Genomic DNA, 26,383 nt, shown 5'->3' on the forward strand with positions numbered 1-26,383 from the left:
GGCGCAGGTTCGCGCTCGCGCTCTCCAGCGCCGGGCCGGCCGGGATTCCCAGCAGGGCGGCCAGTCGCGCGGGCGGTAGGCGGCGCAGCAGCGCGCTGGCGATGGGAGTGCGCGCGAGCCGGGAGCTGCCGTTCTGCAGGAAGGCCGGGGCCACCAGGACGACACCCGCGACGCGGTCGGGATGCGCAGTCGCGTATCGGAGGACCGGCACACAGCCCAGGGAATGGCCGACCAGTACCGGCCGGCCGGCTACCGGCGCCATGAGTTCGTCCGGCCACCGATCCGGCACGGCCGGGTGTGGGGCGGACCGGCCCAGGCCGGGGAGGTCGGCGGCGAGGGTGGGAGCGTCGAGCAATGCGCGGACCTCTCGCCAGGCTTCGCTGTCGGTGGGAAGTCCATGCAGCAGGACGTATTCCGGAGTATGTCGCTCGCCGGAGACCCAGAGCCCGTGGTCGAAGCCCGCGGCGGGATCGGCTTCGGTGGCCCCGAATCGGCTGCTCACCAGGTGATCCGCCCACTCCCGCAATACGGTCTCGGTCGGGGGGTGGGCGAGCCCGACGCGCGCGGCCACCGCGTCGGCGGCGGAGGTGTCGTAGCGGTCGGCGGCTATGAAGGCCAGGCGTTCGGCGTCCACCCCGGTCAACCGGCGGGGCAGGCGCGCCACCAGGCCCACGGGGATGGTGAGGCGCGGTGCGCGAACCTGCATATGCCGGGCCAGCAGCCCGATCAGTTCCGGGAGGGGAGGACTGGCCGGGTCGAGCACGGTATAGGAACGGCCGGCGGTATCGGGTTGCCGCGGGAGCAGAGTCAGGAAATCGACGAAGTAGTCCAGGTCCAGGATCGGGAGCAGGGTATCGGCGTCGCCGGGGAGCGCGGGCAGCGTGCCGTGCCACAGGTCGCGGACGAGTTCGGCCAGGCCGATGTACTGACCGGGTCCGATGACGGTGCCGGGATTGGCGACGGTCAGCGGGACCGCGGCAGTCGCGGCCTGTTCCCGCAATACCGCGTCGGCTTCGAATTTCGAGGCACCATAGGCGCCTACGGCGTAGTCGTGCTCGGCGGATTCCGGCACGGTGACCCGGTAACCGGTGATGTGGACGAGCCGGCGCAGCCGGGGGCGGCCGGCGGACCAGCGCAGTACATGGAGGGCGCCGTCGAGGTTCACCGCCCGTGCCTGCGTGGGATCGAGCCCGAAGGAGAAGCGCGCGGCGCAGTTGTACACATCGCGGACGTCGTCCAGTGGTGCCCCGCCCAGGCCGCCGAGGCCGGGATCGGTGATATCGCATTCGACTACGGTGAGTCGCTCCCGGTCGGCATTCCGGTTGTCCAGCCAGGACCGGAGCCGCGCTCCGGTACCGGGACGGACCGCCGCGGCGACGGTGTGGCCCTGCTGTAAGAGCCGGGCGACGAGCGCGCGGCCGATGAATCCCGCTGCCCCGAAGACGACGGTATCGGGAGTACTCATATCCACTTCCTAACTAGACTGGTCTACATATTTTGTGAACAGCGAAAAATGCACTCGATTCAACGGAGGCTCAGAGCAGGGTGCGGGCGACGCGCGCGGCCCGGTCCAGCGGATCGCGGCTGCGGTGGGTCCGGGCGAGGAGTAAGGCGCCCTCCACGAGGGCGAGCAGCGATACCGCGAGATCATCGGCATCGCGATGGCCGGCCGCCCGCAGGATGAGGCGCAGCGCCTCGGTCCAGCGCGTGTACACCTGGGCGCACGCCTGCTGGACGGCGTCGTTGGTGCCCGCGACCTCCAGTGCGACGGTGGCCACCGGGCACCCGTTCTCCCAGCCGGAAGCTTCGAGTCGCTCGCCGAGCAGCGTGATCAATCCGGCGACGGCCTCGGCCGGATCGGTGAGATCGGCCGCGTCGAGTGCTGCATCGATCAGGCCGGATGTCTGTGTGACGGCCGCGGCGACGAGTTCATCCTTGCCGCCCGGGAAGTGGAAATACAGCGAACCACGCGGAGTCCCACTCTCGGACAGGATCTGATTGAGTCCGGTGCCGAAGTAGCCCTGACGCTCGATCGAGGACCTGGTCGCCTCGATCATGCGCTGCCGGGTCTCGGCTCCTTTCGCTCCCATGGGCAAAAAGTAGACCGGTCGTCATAAAAATGTCAAGGCCTCCGGTGGGCGAGGAGTGGCGACGGCGCCGCCGCCGTGCGCCGGTCATCCGACTCCGGGAACGACTCCGTGCGGCTGGATGAGCGGCAGATCGTTGTAGGTGACGATGCCCGGCGCCGCGGCGACCACGGCGGGGATGGCATTGATCACCGGCATGGCGGTCATGATGTGGCCGAGAGTCATGAAATCGGCGATGGTCTCGGCCTGGAAATCCGAGGGCGGCGCGAAACTCACCACGTTCTTCACGGTCGGCCGCCCGTCCACCTGCAGGATCCAGCCGTCCTGGTCGATCTTCCAGTCGGGTTCGAGGGTCTGCCCCTTGCGCCACTGCACCGTCAGTTCCACCAGGGTGCGTCCGGCGACAATCCCTTTCCAGCTCGCGAACACTCCCGCCACGCAACCGGCAGGAATGGTCCACGAACCCAGATCGAGTTCTGTGGTCGTCTGTGCGAACTCCGCGTCGCAGCGCACCTCGTCGAGCTCCACTCCCAGGGCGTCGCCGATCATCCGCACGGCCTCGCCGAAAACCGCGGTGCCCTCGGCCGCCATCGCCGGTAGGCCGGGGCGGTCGATCGGCGCTCCGAAGCTCACCGGGCGTTCGGTCGCGGGGGAGTCGTAGAAGGTGGTGTCCGCGGCCTCGCTGACGGTCACCTTGTCGACGCGGTCGCAGATACCGGCCGACGCGATGGCCAGCAGGTCGATGAATCCGGGGCTGATCCCAGAGCCGAAGATCGTCGATCCGCCACGGCGACAGGCCTCGGCGAGCCGATCGCGACCCGGCCCCTGCCGGTGACCGGTGATGAAGGAGGCGGTGGTGACCACGTCGACGCCGGCCGACAGGATGCGCACCAGCTCTCGTCCACATCGATCCACATGGAGTTGTAGACCACGCGGTCCGGTTTCAGGGCGAGGAGCGCGTCCACATCGCCGGTCGCGGCGATACCCAAGGGTTCGATACCGCACAGTTCGCCGATATCGCGACCCACTTTCGCCGGTGCCCACGCATAGCAGCCGACGAGTTCGAGGGTGGGGTTCGCGACGATGGCGCGGACCGAGCTCTTTCCGACATTACCGGTCGTCCACTGGACGACCCGGTACCGATCACGCTGAGGCACTCGCTCAGGATAGATCCTCATTCTATAAAAAGGAAAGGATCACTCTGATTAACGAGAACTATACTCTCGTCGAGTCGGGTGTAGCAGGTGAGTCTTTCGTTCCCCGGGCGGGCCTCTTCCGTGGGTGGTCGGGGCCCGGTGTACCGGCTCGGGTTCGGCCGCAGGCGCCGAATGCGTAACAGCGAGGTCTCCGTCACAAGCGGATGTCACCGGCGTTGGTCGCGGTGAGGGTGCGTGCGTATCGGTCGCATCGTCGGTGACGGTGCATCCGGGAGTTCGTTCGCACGACGGAAAGTGTTGTCGAGCAATCGATTCGGCGATCCTCACTATCTCGGAACGGACGAGTGTTCCTACCGCCGGACGGGCCCGGACAGCCGGTCCGGTCGGTGCTGTTGTGCGGCTCACTTCGAGCGATGCGCTGTCATCCGATGGTCACGGCGCGGTAATATCGAAACGCTCGCCTACGGCGTGAGCGAGGCGAGTCCGCCCGATCGAAGGTTGGTGAAACCGCATATGTCGGTATCCATGTTCGACGAGACCCTGCCACGTGGCGAGCGGGACGGGGTCGGACTGCGGGTGGGCGCGATCATCGACCGGGGTGGGGAAATCCTGTTACTCGAACTGCCCAGTACCGGACCGATCAGTCCCACCTTGAAACTCCCCGGTGCCACCGTCGAGCCGGGAGAATCGGTGACCGGAGCACTCGTGCGCGGTGTGCAGGAGGAAACGGGGCTGACTGTCACGGATATCCGCCATCACATCGGCGATTTCGACTATCTGTCCCCCGCCGGGAAACCGGTGCGCCGATTGCACTTCGCCGTAGAGGTGGCGGCTACCGGACCGGTGGTGCTGAGTGCGCACGCCGGCTATGAATGGGCGCCGCTCAATGGCGAGTTGCATGTCACCTCCTCGATTCAGAAGATCCTGGACACCTATCGCGAACTGGTCTACCCCTGAGTGTTGTGCGGAGTCGCCGCTACGGTACGGCCGTGATCCGCGGACGGCCGACCTCAGCCGGTCTGTCATCGAAAACATCTGTGCGGTAACGATATTCGAACGCAGTCCGCAGGCTGTCGATTCGTTCCGGAGTCGACGGATCGTCGAAACCCGCCGCGCCGAGGCGGACTGCGAGACCGATACCGCTGGAATCCGCGCTCAGTAGAGATGGCGATATGCCGGTGTTCGACCGCCGTCGAAGGACTTGCTCCGGTCCTTCCGGCGCAGAGGTCGACAACCAGTGTTGCGCCCGCCGCGCGTGACACACAGGGGAGCATATGGGTCGTGCGTTCGGAATCGGGCAGCGCCCGATCGCGGTGGTCCACCGCGCCGGCGAGCACCGCCGTCCGGCAGGTGCCGCAGAAACCCTGGCGACACGAATAGGCGGCGTCCGGAACGACCCGGCCGATCGCGGCGAGCGCGGTCTCCCGTGCGCCCACCCGGACCGTGCGGCCCGTCCGTGCCAGGGTCAGGTCGAATTCCGCGCCGTCGAGCACGGCGGGCGCGGAGAACTGTTCGGTGTGCAGGGAACCGGTGGGATTGCGCTCGAACATGCCGCGCCGGGCCGCGGCCGGCATCGCATTCGTCGTCGGGGCGGACGCGGAGCGAGGCGCTACTCCTCCCGCTTCTCGTGCGGGACGAGTTCGAGCCCGATCACCGCGACCACGATCCCGCTCAGGCAGACGACCTTCGCGAGCGTGACCGCCTCGCCCCCCGTGATCATGGCGTACGACACGGTCAGGGCGGTGCCTACGCCGGTCCAGACGGCGTAGGCGCTGCCGATCGGAATATCACGTACCGCCCGGCCCAGTCCGAGCATGCTCGCCGCGAGTGCGACGAAGAATACGGTCGCGGCCACCGGTTCGGTCAGACCCGCGGATGCGCCGAGCGCGGTCGCCCAGACCGCCTCGCAGACAGCGCTGGCCAGCAGAATGATCCACGCCATGGTCAGCTCACCGCCTTCAGGCCCACCACGGACACGATGAGCAGGGAGAGCAGCAGCACGCGGGCGGTATCGGCGCGCTCGCGACCGGTGACGACGGCCCACCCGACGGTCAGCGTCGCGCCGGTGCCTACCCATACGGCGTAGGCGGTACCGGTCGGCAGGTCGATCATCGCCCAGGCGAGACCGGCCATACTCAGGACCAGCGCCACGGCGAACAGAACAGTGGGTTTCCACCGGCGGAAACCGTGCGAGGCCGACAGCGCGGCGGCCCAGACGGCCTCGAGCACCCCCGACAGCAGCAGGACGACCCAGGACATGACAAACCCTTCCGAGTCAGTCTTGTCGCGATGCGGGTACTGCTCCCTCGTCCGCGAGCCCGATCGCCGGGCTCCGTTGCGGTAACGAACGAGGCGTGCGAGGGATTCCCGGTGGTGACCGGAACCACCACGATCACCCGACGGCTCGCGCCGGCGCGGTCCTGCGCCGCTGTGCCGGGGAACCGTTATCGGCCGCCCGCTGCGCGGTGTTCGCCCGGGTGCGGACGGAAAGCGGTTTCGAGCCGGTACCGGCCGGCCCGGAGCCACGGCCGGTTCCGGGGCGTCCGAGCCGGGTCCGGACGGCGCTGCCGGCGCAGGCGATGACCGCGCCCGCTCCCAGCGCTGTCGTCCAGGTCACGGATTCTCCCAGCAGCAGTGCCGCCCAGCCGAGGGTCAGCACCGGCTGGACCAGTTGGATCTGGCTGACCTGCGCCATAGGGCCGTGCGCGAGCCCGCGATACCACGCCAGGAAGCCGAGGAACATGCTCACCACGCCGAGGTAGGCGAACGACGCCCACTGCGCCGGGGAGCCGGTCGGCGGCTGGGCGGCGATCGCGATACCGCTGAGCGTGACCATCGGCGGCGCGGACAGGACGAGTGCCCAGGAGATGGTCTGCCAGGGTCCGAGTTCGCGGGCCAGCAGTCCACCTTCGGCGTACCCGGCGGCGGCCGCGACGACCGCGCCGAACAGCAGCAGATCCGGCCAGTGCAGACCGCTGAATCCGCCTCCGCCGAACACCGCGAAGCCCACGGCCGCCACCGCTCCCGCGGCCGCGGCGCACCAGAACGCGCGCGGTGGCCGTTCGTCGGTGCGCAGTACTGCCAGAACGGCAGTGGCCGCCGGGAGCAGTGCGATCACCACCGCGCTGTGGCCCGCCGAGGTGGTGGTGAGCGCGAAGGTGGTGAGCAGCGGGAAGCCCGTGACCACACCGGCCGCGACGACGCCGAGCCGGAGCCATTGCCCGCCGCGGGGCAGCGGCGCACGCGTGACCAGCAGTGCCGTCGCGGCCAGGACACCTGCGACCACGGCGCGGGCGCAAGCGACGAACAGCGGGGACATGCCGCCCTCGGCCACGGTGATGCGGGTGAGCGGGACGGTCAGCGAAAATGCCGCGACCCCGAGTAGTCCCCAGGCCGGACCGACCCGATCCGGCGATAGCGGTCCACGGTGCCGATGAGTAGCGCTACTATGTTCCTTCATGTCCGACGATAGCAGCTCCCGGATCGCCGCGGACCTCCGCGCCTGGATCGCTACCGCCCCCGCCGGGGCCAAGCTGCCGTCCACCCGCACGCTCGTGACGCGGTATTCGGCGAGTCCGGTCACCGTCCAGAAAGCGCTGCGGACCCTGGTGGCCCAGGGGCTGGTGGAGAGCCGGCCGGGGGTCGGCACGTTCGTCCAGGCGGTGCGCCCGGCCCGTCCGGCCGACTACGGCTGGCAGACCGCGGCTCTCGGTGCCCCGCGCGCTCGACGCGCCCAGGTGTCCACCGTCCTGCGGACGGTGCCCAATGACCGGATCGCCCTGCATTCGGGTTACCCCGATCGAGAACTGCTGCCGGTCCGCCTGGTCCGTGCCGCGTTCACCCGCGCCGCGCGCAGCGACGCCGCGATCGGCCGCCCGCCGACCGCGGGTTCCCCAGAACTGCAGACCTGGTTCGCCACCGAACTGGCGACGGTGACCCCGGCCGGTGTGCTGCCACCGGCGGCCGGCGATGTGATCGTGTTCGGGGGCAGCCAGAGCGGCCTGAACACGACCTTCCAGTCGCTGGTCGGCCCCGGCCGGCCACTGCTGGTGGAATCACCGACCTACTGGGGTGCGCTGATGGCCGCGGAGCGGGCCGGGGTGCGGGTGGTGCCGGTGCCCAGCGGTCCGCACGGTCCGCGGCCTGCGGAACTGGCTAGCGCGTTCGAACAGACCGGGGCCCGCGCCTTCTACGCGCAACCCCATTTCGCCAATCCCACCGGTGCCCAGTGGGCTCCGGCGACTGCCACGCGGGTACTCGAGGTGGTGCGCGAGTACGGCGCCTTCCTGATCGAGGACGACTGGGCGCACGATTTCGGTATCGACTCGGTGCCGGTCCCGCTGGCCGCGCGCGACGACAGCGGGCATGTGATCTATCTGCGTTCGCTCACCAAGAGCGTCTCCCCGTCGGTCCGGATCGCCGCCGTGGTCGCGCGCGGGCCGGCGCGCGATCGGATCCTCTCCGATGCGCAGGCCGAGTCGATGTACGTGAGCGGGCTGCTGCAGGCGGTCGCCCTCGATGTGGTGTCTCATCCGGGGTGGCGGACACATCTGCGCGGTCTGGGGCAGCGTTTGGCGATCCGCCGCGATCTGTTGCTGACCGCGCTCCGGGAGCACGCCCCCGACGCGGTCCCGGAGGTGGTGCCGCGGGGCGGGCTCAACCTCTGGGTCCGGTTACCCGAACACACCGATCTGGCCCGGCTCGTGCGGGACTGCGAGGACGGGGGCGTGGTCGTGGCTCCGGGCGACGAATGGTTCCCCGCCGAGCCCACGGGCGCCTACCTGCGGATCAACTACTCCGGGCCGAATCCGGGAGCGTTCGCCGACGGTGCCCGCGTCATCGGCCGGGCGCTGGCCCGGCAGCATCCGGGCCGGCGCCCGGCCGGCGGCGCGGACCGGTAGCGGCGGGTAGGTCCGACGGGTTGTCAGGAGTCGGCGAGCTCGTATCCGGCGGCTTCGACTGCCACACGGACATCGGCGAGGTCGAGGTCGCCGGTGCTGGTCACCGTGACGGAGCCGGTGTCGACATCGACCGCGATCCCCGTGACCCCGGGCAGGGGTTCGAGCGCTCCGGCAACGAATGCGGCACAGTGGTCGCACGCCATCCCGAGGACTGTGTAGCGGTGCTCGCTCATGGCCGCACGTCCGGCCGAGGTCGGTCGCCGGTGGTCGCGGTCCGGGTGAGCATATGCGCTTGCCGCATCCGCCCGTCCGGTGCGAAGCGGCCGAAGAAGTAGACCTCGATGGCGAATTCTCTGCCGCGCTGCCGGACGTGGAGGGTGTAGCGGGCGGCGATCCGGTCGTTGTCGGCGACGGCCTCGTGTACGTCGATGTGGCTGTCGGGGCGGTTCTTTCGTATCGGGCGGGTGTGCGCGATCAGCTTGTCGCGATCCATCCGGTGGCCATCGGCGACCTGCACGATGTCGGGGGTGTGGAACCGGTCGACGACGGCTGCCGCGTCTTCGTCGCCGGCCAGCAGATGTTCGTTGAAGGAGGTGAAGAAGTCGGCGATGAATCGCGCGGGATCGGTGCCGGTGAAGGCGGGCATGAGTCTCCTGACGGGTGAGCCGCGTTAACTCTTACAGAGTGTAAGATATAAAGCCGTGATAAATTTGACAAGCTGTAAGAGATAGCGAGGGGATCGATGGCTCGTAAGCAGCGTGCCGACGCCCACCGCAGCAGGGTGGCCATCCTCGACGCGGCCGCGCGCATCCTGAACGAACAGCCCGAGGCAAGCGTCGAAACCATCGCCACGGGTGCGGGAGTGACCCGTCAGACGGTGTACGCCCACTTTCCCTCCCGTGACCGGCTACTGGTGGCGGTCCTCGACAGGCTCACCGAATTGACCGTCGCCGCGATGGACGCCGCCGAGCCGGACGAGGGCCCGGCCGCGGAGGCATTGCTCCGCGTATTCGACGCGGCATCCCGGGAATCCGGGCGCTATCCCACCCTGTTGCAACAAATCAACGGGTTGCCGACCGCCGCCGCGCAGGACCGTGCTCGGCATGCGCCGATCGCCGATCGCATCGAGCGGGTGATCGAGCGTGGACAGGCCACGGGCGAATTCGACAGCCGGCTTCCCGCCGGCTGGCTGGTCGTCGCCGCGATCCACCTCGCCCACGCCGCGAGCGAAGAGCGCGGCAGCGGCCGGATGACCGGCCCGGACGCCGAGTACGCATTCATCACCAGCCTGATGCGTATCTTTTCTCCGGTGATGGGCTCCGGCTCGGGAACGCCGGACGGTCAGGCCTCGGGAATCCGGGCGACATGAGAGCTTTTGCGGGCACTCCGCCATCGGTGGACGAGCGATTCGAGCGCGGGCCCGCTAGCGCGCTGTGCGGCCCGGTCGTGGGCCGGCATCCGGCCGCCCGCCTCCGTCGGGCGCTCACTGCTCGGGTTCGGGTTCCGTTCGGTCGTCCTCGGGATGCTCCCCGGACAGGACCTTCCCCAACCGGACTCTCTCCGGGGAGCGCGTGACGACCTCCTCCAGAATGGCCAGGACCTCCGCCTCGGTGCTGCGGCCGTGATTGTCCGCGCGGATCCGCAGGGCGCGATACACCGCGTCCGGTACATGTCGAACAGATAGCGTCACCATGGTGGGCGTCTTTCGTCGACAGTGGTCGGTGACCAGATTATATTTCGCGGTCCGGCAAACTGCCGATGCCGGTGGCGTCTCGTTCCGATATATGCCGTGCGACGTGCTCGCACGGGGCGGGCCGGGCCCATTCGGCTGGTCATCGTAAAGTATTCGGCCGAAACATGTTCCGGCACAGCGAATATGGCGCAAAATCGAAAATCGTCTGTGTGAAGAGAAAGTCCGGACCGGACGGTTCGGCACGGTGCGCGCTGTTTCACGCGCATCCGGAAAGTGAGGCGGATATGAATCACAAACTCTGGTTGCTCGGCCGGCTCGTCGCGGTGGGCGGGCATATCCTGGGCGAGAAGCTCACCGGGCACCGGGCCCGCACGATCGACGATGTGCCCGCCTCCGGCGCCGCGCTCACCCCCGAGTGGCTGACCGCGGTGCTCTGTCGGGAGACTCCCGGCGCCGAAGTGGTCGCCTTCGACACCACGGGTGGCAGCAGCGGCACCTCCACGCGGGTGGCGATCCGGGTGGAGTACAACGGGGCGGGCCGGGCGGCCGGGCTACCGGAGGCATTGTTCGCCAAGACCACGACCTCGTTGAGTCAGCGCATCCTGCTCGGCGGCGGCAAGATGATCGACGGCGAGACACGGTTCTTCCGCGATTTCCGGCCGAAACTGGAGATCCAGGCCCCGCTCGGCTATTGGGGGGCCTCGGATCCGGCCTCGTGGCGATCGATCGCGCTGATGGAGGATATCGCCGTGACGCGGGGAGCGGTGTTCAGCGAACCCACCGCGGCGATCGGCCGGGCCGAAATGGAGGATCTGGTCCGCAACCTCGCACGGTTGCACGGGACGTTCTGGGAGGATCCCGCCATCGAGGTCCTCAAGACCACCAACGAGGCGTTGCAGGCATATCTCGCGGCCATCGATATGAAGACCCGCTGCGCGGTGGGCCTGGACCGGGCGGCCGAAGTGGTGCCGGAAAGCCTGCACGGACAGGCGGACCGGCTGTGGTCCGGAGTCGAGCGTGCGGTGGATCTGGCCACGAGCGAACTCCCGCATACCCTGCTGCACGGCGACCCGCATATCGGCCAGACCTACCGGACCGCAGAGGGGCGGATGGGTTATGTGGACTGGCAGGTCGTGATGCGCGGCGGCTGGGGGCACGATTTCGCCTATACGGTCAATTCCGGTTGCGAACCGGAGGATCGCCGGGCCTGGGCCGAAGAGCTGCTGCGGGCATATCTGGAGGAATTGGCCGAGGCCGGCGGTGCGGCACCCGATTTCGATACCGCCTGGCTGATCTACCGGCAGCAGTCGATGTTCGCCTACGCGGCATGGGCATTCACCATCGGCCGGGCCGCGTATCAGCCCGAGATGCAATCGAAGGAGACCTGCCTCACACTTTTGCGGCGGATCACCTCGGCCATCGACGACAACCGATCACTGGAGGCGCTCGGCGTCTGATACCCGTTGCGCCGGCCGGGCTCCGGATTCGCCGAGCCCCGGCCGGGTCGCAGTGGTGGAAAAGCCGAGCGAAATCTTCGGACCGGACCGATCGAAAATGTGCGGACTAGTCCAACAAAATGCGAAAAAGTCAGCTGTACAACTTGTTTCGCAATCGATCCGATTCCGTGACCATGTCGTACCATCGCCTGGTTCCGGCTCGAGACAGGAGATTCCTGCAGGAGGAGCCTCGAACCGGGATCGGCCGGTGGAAAACCATCGGCTCCGCAACCGGACGGTATGGAGTTTCGTACTTGACTACCTCGGATTACCGAAGCCACGCCCAGACCCACGTGCACGGGTCGCCGATCGATTCCGATGATCCGCGGATACCGCTGTACCTGCCGGAATTCGCCGCCGATCCGCACCGGTTCTACCGCGAGATGCGGGCTCGGTACGGGTCGCTGGCGCCGGTGGAACTGGCCCCCGGAGTGCCCGCAACCCTGGTGATCGGTTACAACACCGCCCTGCGGGTGCTCAACGATCCGGACCGCTTCCCCGCCGACCCCCGGGTCTGGCAGAAGGATATTCCGGCCGAATGCCCGATCCTGCCGCTGCTGGAGTGGCGGCCGATGGCCAGCCGTTGTGCCGGGCAGGAATTCGTGCGCTATCGGCAGGCGATCACCGCGAGCATGGACGAAGTGGACATGTACGCGATCCACACGGTCGTCGAGAACATCGCGGGCCCGCTGATCAACTCGTTCTGTGAGGACGGCCGGGCGGAGTTGATCCAGCAGTATGTGTTCCCGCTGGCCTTCCAGGTGATCAACTATCTGCTCGGCTGCCCGCCGGAGATCGGTCAGCAGGTCGCGGCCGGGACGGCCGCGCTGCTCGAGGGGGTGGACGCCGAAGCCGGCAGTCGGATGCTGGGCGAGGCCCTGATGAACCTGGTGCTGCTCAAGCGCGAGCAGCCGGGTAGCGATATCACCTCGGTGCTGCTGCAGCATCCGGTGGAGCTGTCCGAGGAGGAGGTGTCCCACCACGTCTCGCAGGTGTACGGCACCGGGATCGAATTCGAGCTGAACCTCATCGTCAACACACTGCTGCTGATCCTCACCGACGAGCGTTTCGGCGGCAGCGTCCTCGGTGGGAACCTCACCTCCCGCGACGCCCTGGACGAGGTGCTGTTCAACGACCCGCCGCTGGCGAATCTGCTGATCACCTATCCGCGGATGCCGATCCTGCTCGACGATGTGTGGCTCCCCGCGCACCAGCCCGTGGTGATCAGCATGGCGGCCTGCAACAACGACCCCGCCATCCGCACCTCGGAGCTGACGGGCAATCGCGCCCACCTGGCATGGGGCCTGGGCCCACACGCCTGCCCCGCCCAGTCCCTGGCCTATATGGTCGCCGAGGGCGCGATCGATCAGTTGCTGGACGCGATACCGGAGATGCGCGCGGACTTCCCCGAGGGCGAGCCGGTCTGGCGGCCGGGCCCCTTCCATCGATCGCTGGCGGGCCTGCCGGTGACATTTCCCCCGCAGGCCCCCTTGCCTGGATACGGGGACACCGCCGCCCGGCCCGCCGTGCGCGCCTGAGCGCCGCGGCCGGCCGCCCTCACCAGGGCCCGAACCCCACGGGGTCCGGGCCCTGTGTCGTGCTCGTCCCGGGTTCACCGGTTCCACGGGCCGATGTACTTGAATCCGGATTCAAGTTTAGGCTACCGTCGGGAGGGCATCGAGCCGCGCCCCGACGATCGGAGTTCTCGTGGAACTGTTCACCTCGACCGAGCGTGCCCGGGAGTATCGGCGCACCCTGCTCGCGTTCATGGACGACAGCGTGTATCCGGCCGAGCCGATCTATGCCCAGCAGATGGCCGCGGCGGGCGATCCGCATCATCACCCGCAGATCCTGGAGGATCTCAAAGCCGAGGCCAAGCAGCGGGGCTTGTGGAATCTGTTCCACCCGCATCCGGAGTGGGGCCCGGGCCTGTCCAATCTGGAGTACGCGCCGCTGGCCGAGATCATGGGCCGCAGTCCGGCGCTGGCGCCCGAGGCGTGTAACTGTTCGGCGCCCGATACCGGCAATATGGAAGTCTTCACCCTCTTCGGCACCGAGGAGCACAAGCAGCGCTGGCTCGAACCGCTGCTGGCGGGCACCATCCGCTCGGCGTTCGCGATGACCGAGCCCGGGGTCGCCAGTTCCGATGCCACCAATGTGGAGATGCGGATGGAACGCGACGGCGACGAGTATGTGCTCAACGGCCGGAAATGGTTCGCCTCCAATGCCATGCACGCCAATTGCAAGGTGCTCATCGTGATGGGCAAGACCGATCCGGACGCTCCCAAGCACCGCCAGCAGTCGATGATGGTGGTGCCGATCGACGCGCCGGGCGTCACCGTCGTACGCAACCTGCCGGTGTTCGGCTATGTCGATCGGGAGGGGCACGCCGAGATCGAGTTCACCGATGTGCGGGTCCCGGTCACGGATGTGCTGAAGGGCGAGGGCGAGGGTTTCGCGATCAGCCAGGCCCGGCTGGGCCCCGGCCGCATCCATCACGCCATGCGCGCGATCGGAATGGCCGAACGCGCGCTGGAACTCATGTGCGCCCGGGCGGATTCGCGGACGACCTTCGGACGCAAGGTCAGCGAACGGGCCAATATCCGGGACTGGATCGCCGAGGCCCGCATCGATATCGAACAGGCACGGCTGCTCACCCTGAAAACCGCCTGGATGATGGATACGGTCGGCAACAAGGAGGCCCGCACCGAGATCGCCGCGATCAAGATCGCCGCGCCGGTGATGGCACTGCGGATCGTCGACCGCGCCATCCAGGTGTACGGCGCGGCGGGCGTGACCGAAGACTTCCCGCTCGCGAGTATGTACGCCCATCTGCGTACTCTGCGGATCGCCGATGGTCCCGACGAGGTGCACAAACTGACGATCGCCCGGGCCGAACTCGGTAAGGCCCGCGCGGCGGCCGAAGCCGCCGGCAGCTAGTGGTTGCCGCCCGGCTCGTGGACATAGCCCGGGCGCTGCGGCTCGTCGCCCGATACGTTGGACATGTCCGGTCGGCGCCCGGCCGTTCTCCCCGGCGCGATCCGGGCGGGCACGAGGAGGCAACCCATGACGGTCGAGACCGGAACCGCGCCGCGGCGGCAGCACATACTGCTGGAACTGGGCTTCGCGACCACGCGGGCCGGCGACGAGCTGCACGGGTCGGCGACGATCACCCCGCAGATGCATGTCCCCGGTACCGAGCGGCTGCGCACCTCGGTGCTGGCCACCTGGACCGATACGGTGACCGGGCTGCTGGCCGCGCTCACCCTGGGGCCGCGAGTGCCGGTCACTCTCGAACTCGATGTGCACCTGTACCGGCCGGCGCCGGGATCCGGCGAGGTCCGGGCAGTGGGGCGCAAGATCAAAGCGGGGCGGTCGGTGTTCGTCGCGGAGGTCGAATGGACCGTCGACGGCGAACCGTTCGCCTTCGGCGGCGGATCGTTCATGGTCTCGCCCGACGCGGACCTGCGCCTGCCCGCCGGGTTGAGCGTCGATATGCCGGTGTCGGACCGGCTGCTCGAGGTGCCGCTCGCCGAACGAGCGGGGTGTGTGCGCCGCGGCCCGGGCACCGCGGTGCTGCCGCGCACCGACGACGGCCTGAACGCCTCGCGCACCGTCAACGGTGGTCTGATCGCTCTCGCGGCGGAGGAGGCCATCCTGTCGCTGGCGCCCGGATCCACCCTGAGCACGCTCGGTCTGCGGTATCTGCAACCCGCCCGGGTGGGGCCGGTGGTCGCCGACGCGACACTGCGGGCCGAGGTCGGACGGGCGACGCTGCGCGATACCGGGAATTCCGATCGGATCACCACGCTGGCGACAAGCCGCCTGTTCCCGGCGTGAACGCGGTACCCGAGCCGATTCGCGCCCGCTGCTACCGGCTCCGGCCTGCCCGCCGGTCCGCGATGACGGCGAGTGCCCGGTGAACGGCCGGCCAGACAGCACCTCCGCGAGCCGGACAACCGGCCCGAAGGCGGCGCCGGACGCCGCGGCGGCCGGTCGACCGACCCGGCCCGCCCCGAAGAGCCGCCGGGGGATCCGCACGCGCGCGGCACTGATCGAGGCGGCTCGCGAGGTTTTCGAAGCCGACGGGTTCGTCGACGCCCGGATCAGCGATATCACCCGGACGGCCGGGGTGGCGTCGGGGTCGTTCTATACCCATTTCGACAGCAAAGAAGAGATTTTCGCCGCAGTCGCCGAGCAGGTCCGGGAGGAGATGCTGCATCCGCACGTCCGGGCGCGCGCCGGTAGCGAGGATCCACGCGACTGGATCGCCGCGGCGAACCGGGAGTACCTGAGATCCTATCGACGTAATGCGCGGCTGATGGCCGTGCTCGAGCAGGTGTCCCGGGTCGACCCGCATTTCGCCGCGCTGCGGGCCGAGCGGGCCTCGGCGTTCATCGATCGCAATGCGGCGTTGATCCGGGATCTGCAGGAGCGCGGTCTGATCACGGCGCGGTTGGACGCACGGGTGACGGCGCTGGCCTTGTCGAGCATGGTGAGCAAGGTGGCGTACCTGGTGTTCGTGGAGGGGGAGGAGATCGATTTCGACACCTTGCTGGAGACTCTCGATTGGATCTGGTGCAGCGCGCTGCAGCTGACCGGATCGGGCGGCGCGGCGACGTAATCCGGTCGAGCCCTGGCCGAAGACTCTGCGGGCCTGCATCATTGGCATGTTCTGCCGGTATACCGCGCAGACGAGCGACCCGGAACCGATAGGGGCAGAGAATGACCGAAACCGGCCGCAAAACGGCGCCCGTGAACCAGACCGTACCCAGCAGCGCCCGGATCTACGATTACGTTCTCGGCGGAAAAGACCATTACCCGGTGGACCGGGACGCCGCCGAGAAAGTGGTGGCGGCGTTTCCCACCGTCCGGGTCGCCGCTCGGCAGAACCGGAACTTCATGCACCGCGCGGTGAACGAGATCACCGCGGCCGGTGTCACCCAGTTCCTGGATATCGGTACCGGAATCCCCACCGAGCCGAATCTGCACCAGGTGGCGCAGGCCGCGCAGCCCGCGGCTCGGGTGGTCTATGTGGACAACGATCCGATCGTGCTCGCCCATGCCCGTGCGTTGCTGGTCGGCACACCCGAAGGTCGCACCACCTACATCGATGCCGACCTCACCGACCCCACGGCGATCCTGTCGGCGCCGCAATTGCGCGAAACGCTCGATCTGGAGCGCCCGGTGGCGCTGAGCCTGGTCGCCGTCCTGCATTTCCTGAACGCCGAACAGGACCCCTACGGTGTGGTCGCGACGCTGGTGGACGCCCTCGCACCCGGTTCGTTCGTGGTCGCCTCCCACATCACCGCCGACCTCGCTCCGGAGACCATGGCGCGTGCGCTCGAGGTGTACCGGCAGAGCGGGGTGTTCGCCCGGTCCCGGAACCGGGACGAATTCGCCCGGTTCTTCGACGGTCTGGAGTTGCTGGAGCCGGGGGTCGTCGTGGCCAACCAGTGGCGTCCGGCGGGTGAGTCACCGGAATGGCTGGATACGCAGGTGAACTGCTGGGCCGGGGTCGCGCGGAAGCGATAGCCCGCCCGGACATCGCGGATCGGCGACCGGACAGGGTCACCGGCACATATCCGGCGCAGGGCAGTCCGTGGTTACTCCGCTCGCGGGGTCGCGGAGAAACCACGGAACCGGCGCAGGTATCCGACGATGCGGCGTAGCGGCACCGCACGGGGCCAATCGTCCGGACGGAAATAGGCGTCGGTGCCGCCGTCCACGAAAACAACGCTGCCGCAGAGGAATTCGGCCGACGGAGACAGCATCATGTAGACCCAGTCGGCGATGTGTTCCGGTTTGCCGAAGCCGCCGGTGGGGACCGGGAACGCGTTGACCGCCTTGGCCTCGGTGGGGGAGGCGAGCTGGCGTTCGAGCAGCGGGGTGAGGATCGCGCCGGGGGCGATGACATTGAGCCGGATACCCGCCCCGGCCCATTCCGGCCGTACGGCACGACGGCGCACCCAGCGGCTGACCGCGATCTTGGAGCCCGCGTACACGAACGGCGCGGCGTGCTTGCCGAAGATCTTCACCGTCCGGACGGCGCGTTCGGTGTCGCCGGCCAGGAACGCCGCCACCGTCCGGCGCGGCACCGCCGGGACCGTGGTGGCGGAATTGCTGCCGAAGGCGACGACCCGTGCGGATCCGGTCGCCGCGAGCGCGGGCCGCCAGCCCTCCAGCAACTCGACCGTGCCGAGATAATTCACCGCGGCGATCACCGGCAAGCGGGCGGGATCGGGTACCGGCCCCAGCCCGGCCGCGAGTACAGCGCCGTCGAGCCGGCCGTCCGCGGCGGTCAGTACCGCGTCTATCGCGCTGCGCCGGCCCGCGGCGGTGGCGAGGTCGGCGACGATATCGGTCTCCTGGATATCCACACCGATCACGCGGTGACCCTCGGCGGTCAGTTTGTCGGCGACCGCCCTGCCCATCCCCGACGCCGCTCCCGTGACCGCGTAGACACCCATCCGAAATCCTCTCCTCCGCCCCGGGACTGCCGTCCCCGGGCCATTCGACGGAGTCTGTCAAAAGTACGGAGTCTGTCAAGCGGCCTGGAGTGATCGGGCGGCGATCGCGACCGGCCGGCGGTGCACGCCTGCGGGTCAGCCGGGCAGGCGCAGATACTCGGGCAGGGTGAGGCAGACGAGGCCGAAGTCGTATCCCTTCTGCACGTACACCTCGGTGCCCACACCGTCGGCCGATACCGAATGCCGACCGGACACCGTCGGCGCCCAATCCGCGGTGTACATGTCGGGGCCGGCCTGTTCGATCGGTCCGAATGTGCCGCCGGGCTGCCCGTTCACCAGGTCCTCCAGTGCGCTGACCCCGTCTCCGCGGATCGTGACCGTGTAGGTGCAGCCCGTGCCGTACTGGACGAAACCGAGACCGAAACCACCGGAAACGCTCACCCCCGACACCGCGGCCGAGGCGCCGGGGGCCGGCCCGAACGCGGTCACAGTTGCGAGAGCGCAGGTGGTGAGAAGAGTGCGTGCGGCGGTCGTCATGGCGCGTGCTCCAGTCGGATCGACGGTGGGTACACGGTGCAGCGTCCTGTAGGTAAGTGCAGCACCCCGCGGTCGCGCGGCACAGGCCCCGTCGATCACGAAGTAGTTCCGGTTGATGCCGGTGCGGGCCGGGAGGCGAGGTCGCCGGGCCCGGCCACCTCACCCACGACGACTGGCACATTCCGGCGGGTGTGTAACACCTGGAGGCCTTCCGGTGAATAACCGTGCGTAAAAGTTACGGCCACCCGGCGATTGCCGGCGGAATGCTGTCCGGGCCGGTGCTGGTGCCACGGTGATATCGCAGAATCGTATAACCGTTGAACGAGACGAGTATCGCGGAATTCTCGCCGTCCTGCACGGTTATTGATCAGCAATTTAAAGGATGGGTTTTCCGTTTAATTCCTGATATGCACGCGAACTCCGAATATCGGTATGGTCCTGTGCGCGAATGAAATCGCAGCCGCCCGGCCCAGGGTCGGTTCACGTGAGAAGGAATTGAACGTAATGAAGTTCGGCACTTTCGCCGCTACCGCACTTCTGTCCGTCGCCGCTGTAGGGATTTCCGCCGGCGTGGTGCACGCCGAACCCGCGGCCGGCGCTCCGGAGATCAAGAGCGAGGGCATCGACCAGGGCGTCGCCTACGAGACCAGCGTCGACCAGAAGACCCAGACGATCACCACCGAGGTACACGACGGGCGGTTCGAACTGACGCCGGACGGCGCCAAAGCTGTGCTCAAGGCCGTCAGCGGTGCCGTAGTGGCCGAAGTGCCGCTGCAGTACGAGATCTCCGGCAGCGAGATGGCGGTGGCCCACGAGATCAGCGCCGACGGCACCACTCTAGAGCTGACCCCGACGGTCACCGCCGAGAACATCGGCGAGATGCGGCCGGTCAGCTCGATGACCCGGCTGACCACCGAATTACAGGAGAACGTTGTCGGTGTCGCGGTGGGCGCGGTACTCGGCGGCCTGCTCGGCGCGCTCATCGGGCTCGGATTCCTCAGCATCATCACCGGTCCGATCGGTCTGGTCGTGGGCGCGGTGGCCGGCGGTTACATCACCGGCGGGCAGCCGTTCGTCGACGCGGTGATGGCCGTGCTGCGCGGCGAACCGTGACCCAGCCGGGCCCGGACGAGGACGGCGGGCGGCCGCCGCTCTCGCAGCAGGACAAACGCGCCCGGGTCGGCGCCACCGCCGCCGCGATAGCCATCGCGGCGGTGGTGACCTCGATTGTGCTGGGAATCGGCGTGGCCGCACTACTGGCCACCGCCGGCAGCGACGATACGGCCGAGGATGTCGCCGCGCCGACTGCCCCCGCGACGACCGCCCTCACCGGCGCTACCGAGACCTCGCCCGCCCCGGTGGCGCCACCGTCGGTGCTGGTGCCCTCGACGGTCCCGCCGACCACCACCGTCTCGGCGGTCGGTATCGCGGGATCGGCCAACAAAGAGGCCAAACAGGCCCCACCGAAGGTCGAGGTCGCGAGCGGGGAGTGCCTGAGCGCGCTGGGGGAGAAGGAGGTGAGCAAGGCCTCCTGCGGTAGCGGGGAATCCCGTTACAAGGTGGCCGCTGTCGGCCCGGCGGGGACCGTGTGTCCCTCGGACGCCGACGCGAGTCACACCATCGGCGAAACGACCCTGTGCCTCGATATCGACTGGGTCGTCGGCAGCTGTGTGGATGTCTCGGGCGACCAGCCGCAACGCACGGAATGCGGGCCGGGCGGGGTGCAGGTGATCAGCATCCTGCCGGATACGGTGAACCCCAACGCGTGCCCGTCGGCCGACCGCGGGTTCGTCTACGACGAACGCCGGTTCGTGGTCTGTATCGGCGATCGATAGACCGGTCCGGTCGCCCGGTGACGGCCGGGCGGCCGGGCTCGGCCGCGGCGATTCCGGCGCTCCGGGCCGGGTTAAGCTGATTCATGGCTCTGTCCCGGCGTCGTTTACTGCAGGCGGGCACCGCTGGTGCGGCCGCGCTCCTGGCCGGCGCGGGTCTCGCGAGCAGCGCTCCGTATCGGGCGCCGCGATGGCTCGGTGACCCCTTCACCCTGGGGGTGGCGTCCGGAGACCCGCTGCCCGACGGGGTCGTGCTGTGGACTCGGCTGGCACCGGACCCGTTCGCGCCCGATTCGCTCGGTGGCACCGCCCGAGCGCCGGTCACCGTCGAGTACGAGGTCGCCGAGGACGAGCATTTCCGCCGTATCGCCGCGCGCGGCAGCGCGCTGGCCACCCGGGCACTGGCCCACAGTGTGCATCCGGAGGTCCGGGGACTGGCCCCGGATCGCTGGTACTACTACCGCTTCCGCGCCGGCGCGGCGATATCCCCGGTGGGCCGTACCCGTACCGCCCCCGCCGCGGGCGCGCCGGTGGCGCGGTTGCGCTTCGCCTTCGCCTCCTGCCAGCACTGGAGTTCCGGCTACTACACCGCCTATCGGCATCTGTGCGAGGAAGACCTCGATTTCGTGGTGCACCTGGGCGATTACATCTACGAGAAGGAGTGGGCGCGCGGCCGCGCGGGCGTCGCGATCCCGGAGACGCTGCGCGCGGAGGCCGCCGATCTCACCGGCTACCGGCTGCGGTACGCGCAGTACAAGGCCGAACCCGAACTGCGTGCCGCGCACGCCGCGTACCCCTGGATCTGCACCTTCGACGATCACGAGATCGACAACAACTGGGCCGGTTTCGATCCGGGCGCCGGGATCGATATCCATCTGCTGCCGGCCCTGTTCCGGCGGCGCCGCGCGGCCGCGTTCCGGGCGATGTACGAACATCTGCCGCTGCGTATCGAACAGCTCCCCGCCGGACCCTACGTCCGGATGCACCGTCGCTACGCCTTCGGTGACCTCGCCGACCTCACCATGCTCGACACGCGCCAGCACCGGACGTCACTGGTCTGCGGTGACGGCGGCAACCTGGTGCTCGACTGCCCGGATCGCTTCGCGGCGGACCGCACCATCCTGGGTGCCCCGCAACGCGATTGGCTGATCGACGGCCTTACTCGCTCCCCGGCCCGCTGGCAGATCCTGGGCAATCAGGTCGCGATGGCGCAGTCCGACCACGACCCGGGCCCGGCGGTCGCGGTGGGCACCGACGCCTGGGACGGCTATGTCGCCGACCGCGATGCGGTACTCGCCGCGGCGGCGGCGCGCGGACGTGCGAACCTGGTGGTGCTCACCGGTGACCGGCACGAGAACTACGTGGTCGATCTGCGGGGGAACTATCGCGACCCGCACTCTCCGGTGGTGGCCACGGAGTTCACCGGGACTTCGATCACCACCGGACGCGACGGTGCCGACCTGCCTCCGCGGGGCCGGACGCTGCTGGCCGCCAACCCCGATATGAAGTTCTTCAACGGCCAGCGGGGTTATGTCCGGGTGGAGGTCGACGAGCGGCTGTGGCGCAGCGATTACCGGGTGGTGCCCTATGTCGGGCGGCCCGGGGCGCCGATCAGCACCCGGGCGACCTATGTCGTGGAGCACGGCAGACCCGGCGCGCAGGCCGGCTGGGACCCCGGGCCCGCCGTGCCCGAGGTATCGGTTCCGGGCCCGGCTCCGGCGGCGGAAGCAGGCCGGTGAGCGGGAAGGGGCCGCGTTCGGGCAGGTTGGCCGAAAGTACCGATTTCGTGTCCGCGGGTATGTGCCCCCGACGGTGATCCAGGCCATAGTCTCGGAAAGATGTCCAGTTCCGCAACGAGCACCGGCACCGGCGCCGGGCCCGGCCAGACCTTCGACTACGACGTCCTCGTCATCGGCTCCGGATTCGGGGGCAGCGTCAGCGCCCTGCGGTTGACCGAGAAGGGATACCGGGTCGGCGTCCTCGAGGCCGGCCGCCGCTTCGCCGACGACGAATTCGCCAAGACGTCCTGGCGTGCCAGGCAGTACCTGTGGGCGCCGTATCTCGGCTGCTTCGGTATCCAGCGGCTCGCGCTGCTGAAGAACACCCTGATCATGGCCGGGGCGGGGGTCGGCGGCGGCTCCCTGGTCTACGCCAACACCCTCTACGAGCCGCCGGAGAAGTTCTTCCGCGACGGCCAGTGGGCGGGTATCACGGACTGGAAAGACGAACTCACGCCCTACTACGACCAGGCCAAACGCATGCTGGGCGTGACCACGAATCCGGCGACCACGCCGACCGACCGGGTTTTCCTGGAGGTCGCCGAGGAGCTGGGCGTCGCCGATTCCTATCAGCGGACGCCGGTCGGCGTCTTCTTCGGCGGTCCTGGGAGCCGGCCCGGCGAAGATGTGCCGGATCCGTATTTCGGCGGCGCCGGGCCCGCCCGCCGCACCTGCACCCACTGCGGCGAATGTATGACGGGCTGTCGTCACAACGCCAAGAACACCCTGGTCAAAAACTATCTGTATCTGGCCGAGCAGGCCGGGGCCACGGTGCACGCGCTGCGCACCGTCACCGATGTGTTACCGCTGCCCGGCGGCGGCTACACGGTGTCGACGGTGACCACCGGGCGCTGGCTGCGCAAGAAACGCGCTACGTTCACCGCCGAGCAGGTGATCTTCTCCGCGGCCTCCCTGGGTACGCAGCGGCTGCTGCACAAACTGCGTGACTCCGGTTCGCTGCCCGATATCTCCGGTCGTCTGGGCTTCCTGTCCCGGACCAACTCCGAGGAACTGCTCGCGATCCGCAGCCGGGACAAGACCAGCGATTTCACCAAGGGGGTGGCGATCACCTCCTCGATCCATCCCGATCACGACACCCATATCGAACCGGTGCGCTACGGCAAGGGCAGCAATGTCATCTCGCTGATGGGCAGTGTCATGGTCGACGAGCAACCAGGTGTGTCCAAACGCCGGCTGTGGCTGCGCGAGATGTGGCGGCACCGTCGTGACCTCCCGCATCTGCACAACCCGCGGGGCTGGTCGGAACAGATGATCGGCCTGCTGGTGATGCAGTCGGTGGACAATTCGATCACGACCTATACCAAACGCGGGCTGTTCGGCCGCAGGATGACCACCCGGCAGGGCGAGGGCGCACCCAACCCGACCTGGATCCCGGCCGGGCACGAGGTGGGCCGCCGGGTCGCCGACAAGATCGACGGTATCGCCGGCGGCGCCACCAGCAGTGTGTTCAATATTCCGATGACCGGTCATTTCATCGGCGGCTGCGTGATCGGCGAGAGCCCGCAGACCGGTGTTGTGGACCCCTACCAGCGGCTCTACGGTTATCCGGGCCTGCACGTAATCGACGGTTCGACCATTTCGGCCAACCTCGGCGTCAATCCCTCCCTCACCATCACCGCGCAGTCCGAACGCGCGGTGGCGATGTGGCCGAACAAGGGCGAGGCCGATCCGCGGCCGCCGCTCGGCGCGCCCTATCGGCGGGTCGCCCCGGTCGCCCCGGCGTCGCCGGTGGTGCCGGAGTCGGCGCCCGCGGCGCTGCGGCTACCGCTGATCGAAGTGAACCATCGGCCCGATCCCGCTGCCGTGGGCGGTGAGGAGTCGCGCTGAGCAGCCGGAACACCGGCTCCTCGGACGGGCGTCGCGAGGGTCTCCGGGGCCGGTTTTCCCGCAGGTGTGAGCGCCTTCACATACGCTGGTGAGTAGCTGATGAGAGGTGCCCGGTGACCCCGTGCCGGTGCCGGCTGCGTTTACCCAGGGAGAATCCCGGGTAACGGATTGAGGTCGATACTCGCCGGAACCCGGTCGCCGGCGGGCGCGACGTCATGGGTCGGCCGGGCCGACACGGACGCGTGCGCCGGAGAGGACTGACCGTGACGGACCAGCAGTCGCAACCAGCACAGGTCGAACCACCGCAACTCAAGAGGTCGGTGGCGGCCTCGGCAATGGGCAATGCCACCGAATGGTTCGACTACGGCGTCTACGCCGCAACCGCCACCTACCTGACCGACGCTTTCTTCCCCGGGGAACTCGGCACCCTCGGCACCATGCTCGGCTTCGCCATCTCCTTCGTCCTGCGGCCGGTCGGTGGCATGGTCTGGGGTCCGCTGGGCGATCGGGTGGGCCGCAAAGTGGTGCTGGCCACCACCATCCTGCTCATGGCCGCCGCCACCGGTCTGATCGGTGTGCTGCCGACCCACGGCCAGGTCGGCGTGCTCGCCCCCATCCTGCTGATCCTGCTCCGCGTGGTGCAGGGTTTCTCGACCGGCGGTGAGTACGGTGGCGCGGCCACCTACCTGGCCGAATGCGCGAGCGACAAGAAGCGTGGCTTCTTCGGCAGCTTCCTGGAGTTCGGCACACTCGGTGGTTTCGTCGGCGGTTCGGCGGTCGTGCTGCTGTGCCAGCTGATCCTCGGTTCGGACGCCATGCATGATTGGGGCTGGCGGATCCCGTTCCTGATCGCCATCCCGCTGGGCGCGATCGGCTGGTACCTGCGGACCAAGCTCGACGAGTCGCCGGTGTTCACCGAGGTCAACGAACAGGAGCATCCCGAAGGCGGGCTGCGGGTGCTGATCACCACCTACAAGCGTGAGCTGCTGACCCTGTCCGGCCTGGTCATCGCGCTGAACGTGGCGAACTACACGCTGCTCACCTACCAGCCGACCTATCTGCAGAACACCATCGGCCTCGGCGAGTCCACCACCACCGCCATGATGCTCATCGGCCAGGTGGCGATGATGGCGTGCGTCCCCTTCTTCGGCCGGTTGTCCGACCGTACCGGGCGACGGCCGCTGTGGTTGTTCTCGCTGGTCGGCCTGGCGGTGCTGGCCGTGCCGATGTACTGGCTGATGGGCGTGGGCACCGGCTGGGCGATTGTGGGCTTCGTCGTGCTGGGCCTGCTGTACGTTCCGCAGCTGTCCACCATCAGCGCGACCTTCCCGGCCATCTTCCCGACCCATGTGCGCTACGCCGGGTTCGCCCTGGCCTACAACGTGTCCACGGCCGCGTTCGGTGGTACCGCTCCGCTGGTGAACGAGGCGGTGATCGAAGCCACCGGTTGGAGTCTGTTCCCCGCCCTCTATATGGTGGCCGCCGCGCTGATCGGTCTCGTGGCATGGTATTTCCTGCGGGAGACCGCCGGGACGTCGTTGCGCGGCACCGAAGTGCCCGATGCCGCCGAACCCGACCCGCCGGCCACCGAAGAGAAGCAAATCGTCGCGTGATCCATCGGAAGGGCCGACCCTGTTATGAGTGATGTCCGCAACCCGCCCATCGCCGAGGTCGTCAACTCGGCGCTGGAACAGACCATCCCGGTGGCGCACCGGATGGGGGTGCACGCCGAGGAGGTGCGCCGCGGGTACGCCGCCGCCACGGTGCCCGTCGAGGGCAACGGCAATCATTTCGGTGTCATGTACGCCGGGGTGCTGTTCACCGTGGGCGAGATCCTGGGCGGCGCCATCGCGGTGGCCAGTTTCGATACCACGCGGTTCTATCCGCTGGTGAAGGACCTGCGGATCGTGTTCCGGAAACCGGCGACCACGGCGGTCCGTGCCCAGGCCACTCTGGACGACGCGGAGATCGACCGGATCGCGGCGGAGGCCGCGGCCAACGGTAAAGCGGATTTCACGCTACGGGCGGTCCTCAGCGATACCGAGGGTGTGGTCGTCGCCGAAACCGAAGGGCTGTACCAGCTGCGCGCCCACCGGTGAGCGCGCCGCCGCGGCGCTTCGCGGCGATATCGGCCCGGCCTTCCCGTACGGGGGAGCCGGGCCGCGGCCGGTCCGACGTCAGTGGCCGGCCGAACCGGTCGGCGTCGGCGGGACCATCCGCCAGGGGCCGCAGTTCTCGGTTTTGAAACCCGCGTCGGTCGGTTTCACGGTGACCCGGATCGGGCCCAGCTTCGTGTAATTGTTCTCGATGATGTAATGCATATTCGTGTTGTCGCCCTCGACCAGCCGCAGCCGCCGCCAGTCGCAGCTCCGGGTGGGATCGGCGGGCCCGGACGATTCCCACGTTCCGGGCCGGATATCGACGCCGACCCGGTAGACGCCGTCGTGCGATATGTGATCCGCGGGCTCGGCCGCCGCGATACCGCCGCCCAGCACGGTCGCCGCCGACAACACCGCACCGGCGATCAGAAACGTGCCTGCACGCATTCGTTCTCCTCGGTATCTCTTTGTTTCTCGATACAGTG

Annotated in this window: 26 protein-coding genes, 2 pseudogenes and 1 riboswitch; of the genes and pseudogenes, 15 read left to right on the forward strand and 13 right to left on the reverse strand. The window is 68.5% G+C overall.

The window, feature by feature from the left end; all coding sequences use genetic code 11:
- From NS4_RS11270 to NS4_RS11280, 3 genes and pseudogenes are all read right to left on the reverse strand, one after another.
- On the reverse strand, nucleotides 1-1,465 hold a 1,465-nt coding region (locus NS4_RS11270), incomplete at its 3' end, for an alpha/beta fold hydrolase (protein ID WP_157106003.1).
- Nucleotides 1,466-1,535: 70 nt separating this feature from the next.
- Entirely contained in the window at nucleotides 1,536-2,090 is a 555-nt protein-coding gene (locus tag NS4_RS11275; RefSeq protein ID WP_063059482.1) for a TetR/AcrR family transcriptional regulator, read from the reverse strand.
- Nucleotides 2,091-2,174: 84 nt separating this feature from the next.
- Nucleotides 2,175-3,265 (reverse strand): annotated as a pseudogene (locus NS4_RS11280) (NAD(P)H-dependent amine dehydrogenase family protein).
- 480 nt (nucleotides 3,266-3,745) lie between these two features.
- Between NS4_RS11280 and NS4_RS11285 the strand changes: the two are divergent.
- Nucleotides 3,746-4,201, forward strand: coding sequence for an NUDIX domain-containing protein (locus NS4_RS11285; protein WP_169811751.1), 456 nt, complete (start codon nucleotides 3,746-3,748; stop codon nucleotides 4,199-4,201).
- 266 nt (nucleotides 4,202-4,467) lie between these two features.
- On the opposite strand, the pseudogene NS4_RS33345 reads toward NS4_RS11285, so the two are convergent.
- The 4 genes and pseudogenes from NS4_RS33345 to NS4_RS11305 all read right to left on the reverse strand — a co-directional run.
- Nucleotides 4,468-4,791: pseudogene (locus NS4_RS33345) on the reverse strand (2Fe-2S iron-sulfur cluster-binding protein); the annotation flags it as partial.
- Nucleotides 4,792-4,853: 62 nt separating this feature from the next.
- Nucleotides 4,854-5,186 carry a DMT family transporter gene (locus tag NS4_RS11295; protein WP_063059485.1) on the reverse strand — a complete coding sequence of 111 codons (333 nt, stop codon included), beginning with the start codon at nucleotides 5,184-5,186 and terminating at the stop codon, nucleotides 4,854-4,856.
- A 2-nt stretch (nucleotides 5,187-5,188) separates the two neighbouring features.
- Nucleotides 5,189-5,503: a DMT family transporter gene (locus NS4_RS11300; RefSeq protein ID WP_063059486.1), complete on the reverse strand. Its 315-nt coding sequence runs from the start codon at nucleotides 5,501-5,503 to the stop codon at nucleotides 5,189-5,191.
- Between the two features lie 10 nt (nucleotides 5,504-5,513).
- Nucleotides 5,514-5,580: riboswitch (guanidine-III (ykkC-III) riboswitch) on the reverse strand.
- Between the two features lie 56 nt (nucleotides 5,581-5,636).
- Nucleotides 5,637-6,704 carry a DMT family transporter gene (locus NS4_RS11305; RefSeq protein WP_084487121.1) on the reverse strand — a complete coding sequence of 356 codons (1,068 nt, stop codon included), beginning with the start codon at nucleotides 6,702-6,704 and terminating at the stop codon, nucleotides 5,637-5,639.
- Here NS4_RS11305 and NS4_RS11310 point away from each other — a divergent pair.
- Complete coding sequence (locus tag NS4_RS11310; protein WP_063059487.1) at nucleotides 6,703-8,145, forward strand: aminotransferase-like domain-containing protein; 1,443 nt, start codon at nucleotides 6,703-6,705, stop codon at nucleotides 8,143-8,145. The genes NS4_RS11305 and NS4_RS11310 overlap by 2 nt on opposite strands.
- A gap of 23 nt (nucleotides 8,146-8,168) precedes the next feature.
- On the opposite strand, the gene NS4_RS11315 is transcribed toward NS4_RS11310, so the two are convergent.
- Together NS4_RS11315 and NS4_RS11320 are read right to left on the reverse strand one after the other, a co-directional pair.
- A complete protein-coding gene (locus NS4_RS11315) occupies nucleotides 8,169-8,378 on the reverse strand; it encodes a heavy-metal-associated domain-containing protein (RefSeq protein ID WP_063059488.1) in 210 nt (69 codons plus the stop codon).
- A complete protein-coding gene (locus tag NS4_RS11320; RefSeq protein ID WP_063059489.1) occupies nucleotides 8,375-8,791 on the reverse strand; it encodes a nuclear transport factor 2 family protein in 417 nt (138 codons plus the stop codon). The genes NS4_RS11315 and NS4_RS11320 overlap by 4 nt, the downstream gene beginning before the upstream one ends.
- A gap of 96 nt (nucleotides 8,792-8,887) precedes the next feature.
- On the opposite strand from NS4_RS11320, the gene NS4_RS11325 reads away from it, so the two are divergent.
- Complete coding sequence (locus NS4_RS11325; protein ID WP_063059490.1) at nucleotides 8,888-9,514, forward strand: TetR/AcrR family transcriptional regulator; 627 nt, start codon at nucleotides 8,888-8,890, stop codon at nucleotides 9,512-9,514.
- Nucleotides 9,515-9,628: 114 nt separating this feature from the next.
- Here the strand turns inward: NS4_RS11325 and NS4_RS32155 are convergent, their stop codons facing one another.
- Nucleotides 9,629-9,838 (reverse strand): FitA-like ribbon-helix-helix domain-containing protein, encoded by a 210-nt coding sequence (locus NS4_RS32155; protein ID WP_157106004.1) that lies wholly within the window; start codon nucleotides 9,836-9,838, stop codon nucleotides 9,629-9,631.
- A 284-nt stretch (nucleotides 9,839-10,122) separates the two neighbouring features.
- Here NS4_RS32155 and NS4_RS11330 point away from each other — a divergent pair, with 284 nt between their 5' ends.
- From NS4_RS11330 to NS4_RS11355, 6 genes are all read left to right on the forward strand, one after another.
- Nucleotides 10,123-11,295 carry an aminoglycoside phosphotransferase family protein gene (locus NS4_RS11330; protein ID WP_063059529.1) on the forward strand — a complete coding sequence of 391 codons (1,173 nt, stop codon included), beginning with the start codon at nucleotides 10,123-10,125 and terminating at the stop codon, nucleotides 11,293-11,295.
- A 293-nt stretch (nucleotides 11,296-11,588) separates the two neighbouring features.
- Nucleotides 11,589-12,872, forward strand: a complete 1,284-nt coding sequence (locus NS4_RS11335) for a cytochrome P450 family protein (protein ID WP_063059491.1) — start codon at nucleotides 11,589-11,591, stop codon at nucleotides 12,870-12,872.
- Nucleotides 12,873-13,047: 175 nt separating this feature from the next.
- A complete protein-coding gene (locus tag NS4_RS11340) occupies nucleotides 13,048-14,274 on the forward strand; it encodes an acyl-CoA dehydrogenase family protein (RefSeq protein WP_439955777.1) in 1,227 nt (408 codons plus the stop codon).
- A gap of 126 nt (nucleotides 14,275-14,400) precedes the next feature.
- The gene (locus NS4_RS11345; protein WP_063059492.1) at nucleotides 14,401-15,174 is read left to right on the forward strand and encodes a PaaI family thioesterase; all 774 of its coding nucleotides are present in this window, start codon (nucleotides 14,401-14,403) and stop codon (nucleotides 15,172-15,174) included.
- A gap of 79 nt (nucleotides 15,175-15,253) precedes the next feature.
- The gene (locus NS4_RS11350) at nucleotides 15,254-15,958 is read left to right on the forward strand and encodes a TetR/AcrR family transcriptional regulator (protein WP_245665290.1); all 705 of its coding nucleotides are present in this window, start codon (nucleotides 15,254-15,256) and stop codon (nucleotides 15,956-15,958) included.
- 101 nt (nucleotides 15,959-16,059) lie between these two features.
- A complete protein-coding gene (locus NS4_RS11355) occupies nucleotides 16,060-16,869 on the forward strand; it encodes an SAM-dependent methyltransferase (protein ID WP_063059493.1) in 810 nt (269 codons plus the stop codon).
- Nucleotides 16,870-16,940: 71 nt separating this feature from the next.
- Here the strand turns inward: NS4_RS11355 and NS4_RS11360 are convergent, their stop codons facing one another.
- Together NS4_RS11360 and NS4_RS11365 are read right to left on the reverse strand one after the other, a co-directional pair.
- On the reverse strand, nucleotides 16,941-17,804 hold the full coding sequence (locus tag NS4_RS11360; protein ID WP_063059494.1) for an SDR family oxidoreductase: 864 nt from the start codon (nucleotides 17,802-17,804) through the stop codon (nucleotides 16,941-16,943).
- 135 nt (nucleotides 17,805-17,939) lie between these two features.
- The gene (locus tag NS4_RS11365; RefSeq protein WP_063059495.1) at nucleotides 17,940-18,341 is read right to left on the reverse strand and encodes a hypothetical protein; all 402 of its coding nucleotides are present in this window, start codon (nucleotides 18,339-18,341) and stop codon (nucleotides 17,940-17,942) included.
- A 504-nt stretch (nucleotides 18,342-18,845) separates the two neighbouring features.
- Between NS4_RS11365 and NS4_RS11370 the strand changes: the two genes are divergently transcribed.
- The 6 genes from NS4_RS11370 to NS4_RS11395 all read left to right on the forward strand — a co-directional run bounded on the left by NS4_RS11370 (nucleotide 18,846) and on the right by NS4_RS11395 (nucleotide 25,898).
- The gene (locus tag NS4_RS11370) at nucleotides 18,846-19,454 is read left to right on the forward strand and encodes a DUF8020 domain-containing protein (RefSeq protein WP_063059496.1); all 609 of its coding nucleotides are present in this window, start codon (nucleotides 18,846-18,848) and stop codon (nucleotides 19,452-19,454) included.
- Entirely contained in the window at nucleotides 19,451-20,176 is a 726-nt protein-coding gene (locus NS4_RS11375; RefSeq protein WP_063059497.1) for an LppU/SCO3897 family protein, read from the forward strand. Before NS4_RS11370 ends, NS4_RS11375 begins: the two co-directional genes overlap by 4 nt.
- 83 nt (nucleotides 20,177-20,259) lie before the next feature.
- Complete coding sequence (locus NS4_RS11380; RefSeq protein WP_084487123.1) at nucleotides 20,260-21,912, forward strand: alkaline phosphatase D family protein; 1,653 nt, start codon at nucleotides 20,260-20,262, stop codon at nucleotides 21,910-21,912.
- A gap of 99 nt (nucleotides 21,913-22,011) precedes the next feature.
- A complete protein-coding gene (locus NS4_RS11385) occupies nucleotides 22,012-23,799 on the forward strand; it encodes a GMC family oxidoreductase N-terminal domain-containing protein (protein WP_063059498.1) in 1,788 nt (595 codons plus the stop codon).
- 263 nt (nucleotides 23,800-24,062) lie between these two features.
- Nucleotides 24,063-25,412: an MFS transporter gene (locus NS4_RS11390; protein WP_439955776.1), complete on the forward strand. Its 1,350-nt coding sequence runs from the start codon at nucleotides 24,063-24,065 to the stop codon at nucleotides 25,410-25,412.
- A 24-nt stretch (nucleotides 25,413-25,436) separates the two neighbouring features.
- Nucleotides 25,437-25,898 (forward strand): PaaI family thioesterase, encoded by a 462-nt coding sequence (locus NS4_RS11395; protein WP_063059500.1) that lies wholly within the window; start codon nucleotides 25,437-25,439, stop codon nucleotides 25,896-25,898.
- Nucleotides 25,899-25,976: 78 nt separating this feature from the next.
- Here NS4_RS11395 and NS4_RS11400 read toward each other — a convergent pair whose 3' ends face one another.
- A complete protein-coding gene (locus NS4_RS11400; RefSeq protein WP_063059501.1) occupies nucleotides 25,977-26,345 on the reverse strand; it encodes an Rv1352/Rv1906c domain-containing protein in 369 nt (122 codons plus the stop codon).
- Nucleotides 26,346-26,383: the final 38 nt, after the last annotated feature.

The sequence above is a fragment of the Nocardia sienata NBRC 100364 genome, from assembly GCF_001613205.1.
GTDB lineage: Bacteria > Actinomycetota > Actinomycetes > Mycobacteriales > Mycobacteriaceae > Nocardia > Nocardia sienata.

Bases quoted from the DNA above. Each gene is read 5' to 3' on its own strand.
- NS4_RS11380 (WP_084487123.1), top strand. From the start codon at position 20,260: ATGGCTCTGTCCCGGCGTCGTTTACTGCAGGCGGGCACCGCTGGTGCG.
- NS4_RS11385 (WP_063059498.1), top strand. From the start codon at position 22,012: ATGTCCAGTTCCGCAACGAGCACCGGCACCGGCGCCGGGCCCGGCCAG.
- NS4_RS11300 (WP_063059486.1), bottom strand. From the start codon at position 5,503: ATGTCCTGGGTCGTCCTGCTGCTGTCGGGGGTGCTCGAGGCCGTCTGG.
- NS4_RS11320 (WP_063059489.1), bottom strand. From the start codon at position 8,791: ATGCCCGCCTTCACCGGCACCGATCCCGCGCGATTCATCGCCGACTTC.
- NS4_RS11395 (WP_063059500.1), top strand. From the start codon at position 25,437: ATGAGTGATGTCCGCAACCCGCCCATCGCCGAGGTCGTCAACTCGGCG.
- NS4_RS11310 (WP_063059487.1), top strand. From the start codon at position 6,703: ATGTCCGACGATAGCAGCTCCCGGATCGCCGCGGACCTCCGCGCCTGG.
- NS4_RS11330 (WP_063059529.1), top strand. From the start codon at position 10,123: ATGAATCACAAACTCTGGTTGCTCGGCCGGCTCGTCGCGGTGGGCGGG.
- NS4_RS11400 (WP_063059501.1), bottom strand. From the start codon at position 26,345: ATGCGTGCAGGCACGTTTCTGATCGCCGGTGCGGTGTTGTCGGCGGCG.
- NS4_RS11345 (WP_063059492.1), top strand. From the start codon at position 14,401: ATGACGGTCGAGACCGGAACCGCGCCGCGGCGGCAGCACATACTGCTG.
- NS4_RS11325 (WP_063059490.1), top strand. From the start codon at position 8,888: ATGGCTCGTAAGCAGCGTGCCGACGCCCACCGCAGCAGGGTGGCCATC.
- NS4_RS11370 (WP_063059496.1), top strand. From the start codon at position 18,846: ATGAAGTTCGGCACTTTCGCCGCTACCGCACTTCTGTCCGTCGCCGCT.
- NS4_RS11365 (WP_063059495.1), bottom strand. From the start codon at position 18,341: ATGACGACCGCCGCACGCACTCTTCTCACCACCTGCGCTCTCGCAACT.
- NS4_RS11305 (WP_084487121.1), bottom strand. From the start codon at position 6,704: ATGAAGGAACATAGTAGCGCTACTCATCGGCACCGTGGACCGCTATCG.
- NS4_RS32155 (WP_157106004.1), bottom strand. From the start codon at position 9,838: ATGGTGACGCTATCTGTTCGACATGTACCGGACGCGGTGTATCGCGCC.
- NS4_RS11295 (WP_063059485.1), bottom strand. From the start codon at position 5,186: ATGGCGTGGATCATTCTGCTGGCCAGCGCTGTCTGCGAGGCGGTCTGG.
- NS4_RS11275 (WP_063059482.1), bottom strand. From the start codon at position 2,090: ATGGGAGCGAAAGGAGCCGAGACCCGGCAGCGCATGATCGAGGCGACC.
- NS4_RS11360 (WP_063059494.1), bottom strand. From the start codon at position 17,804: ATGGGTGTCTACGCGGTCACGGGAGCGGCGTCGGGGATGGGCAGGGCG.
- NS4_RS11315 (WP_063059488.1), bottom strand. From the start codon at position 8,378: ATGAGCGAGCACCGCTACACAGTCCTCGGGATGGCGTGCGACCACTGT.
- NS4_RS11355 (WP_063059493.1), top strand. From the start codon at position 16,060: ATGACCGAAACCGGCCGCAAAACGGCGCCCGTGAACCAGACCGTACCC.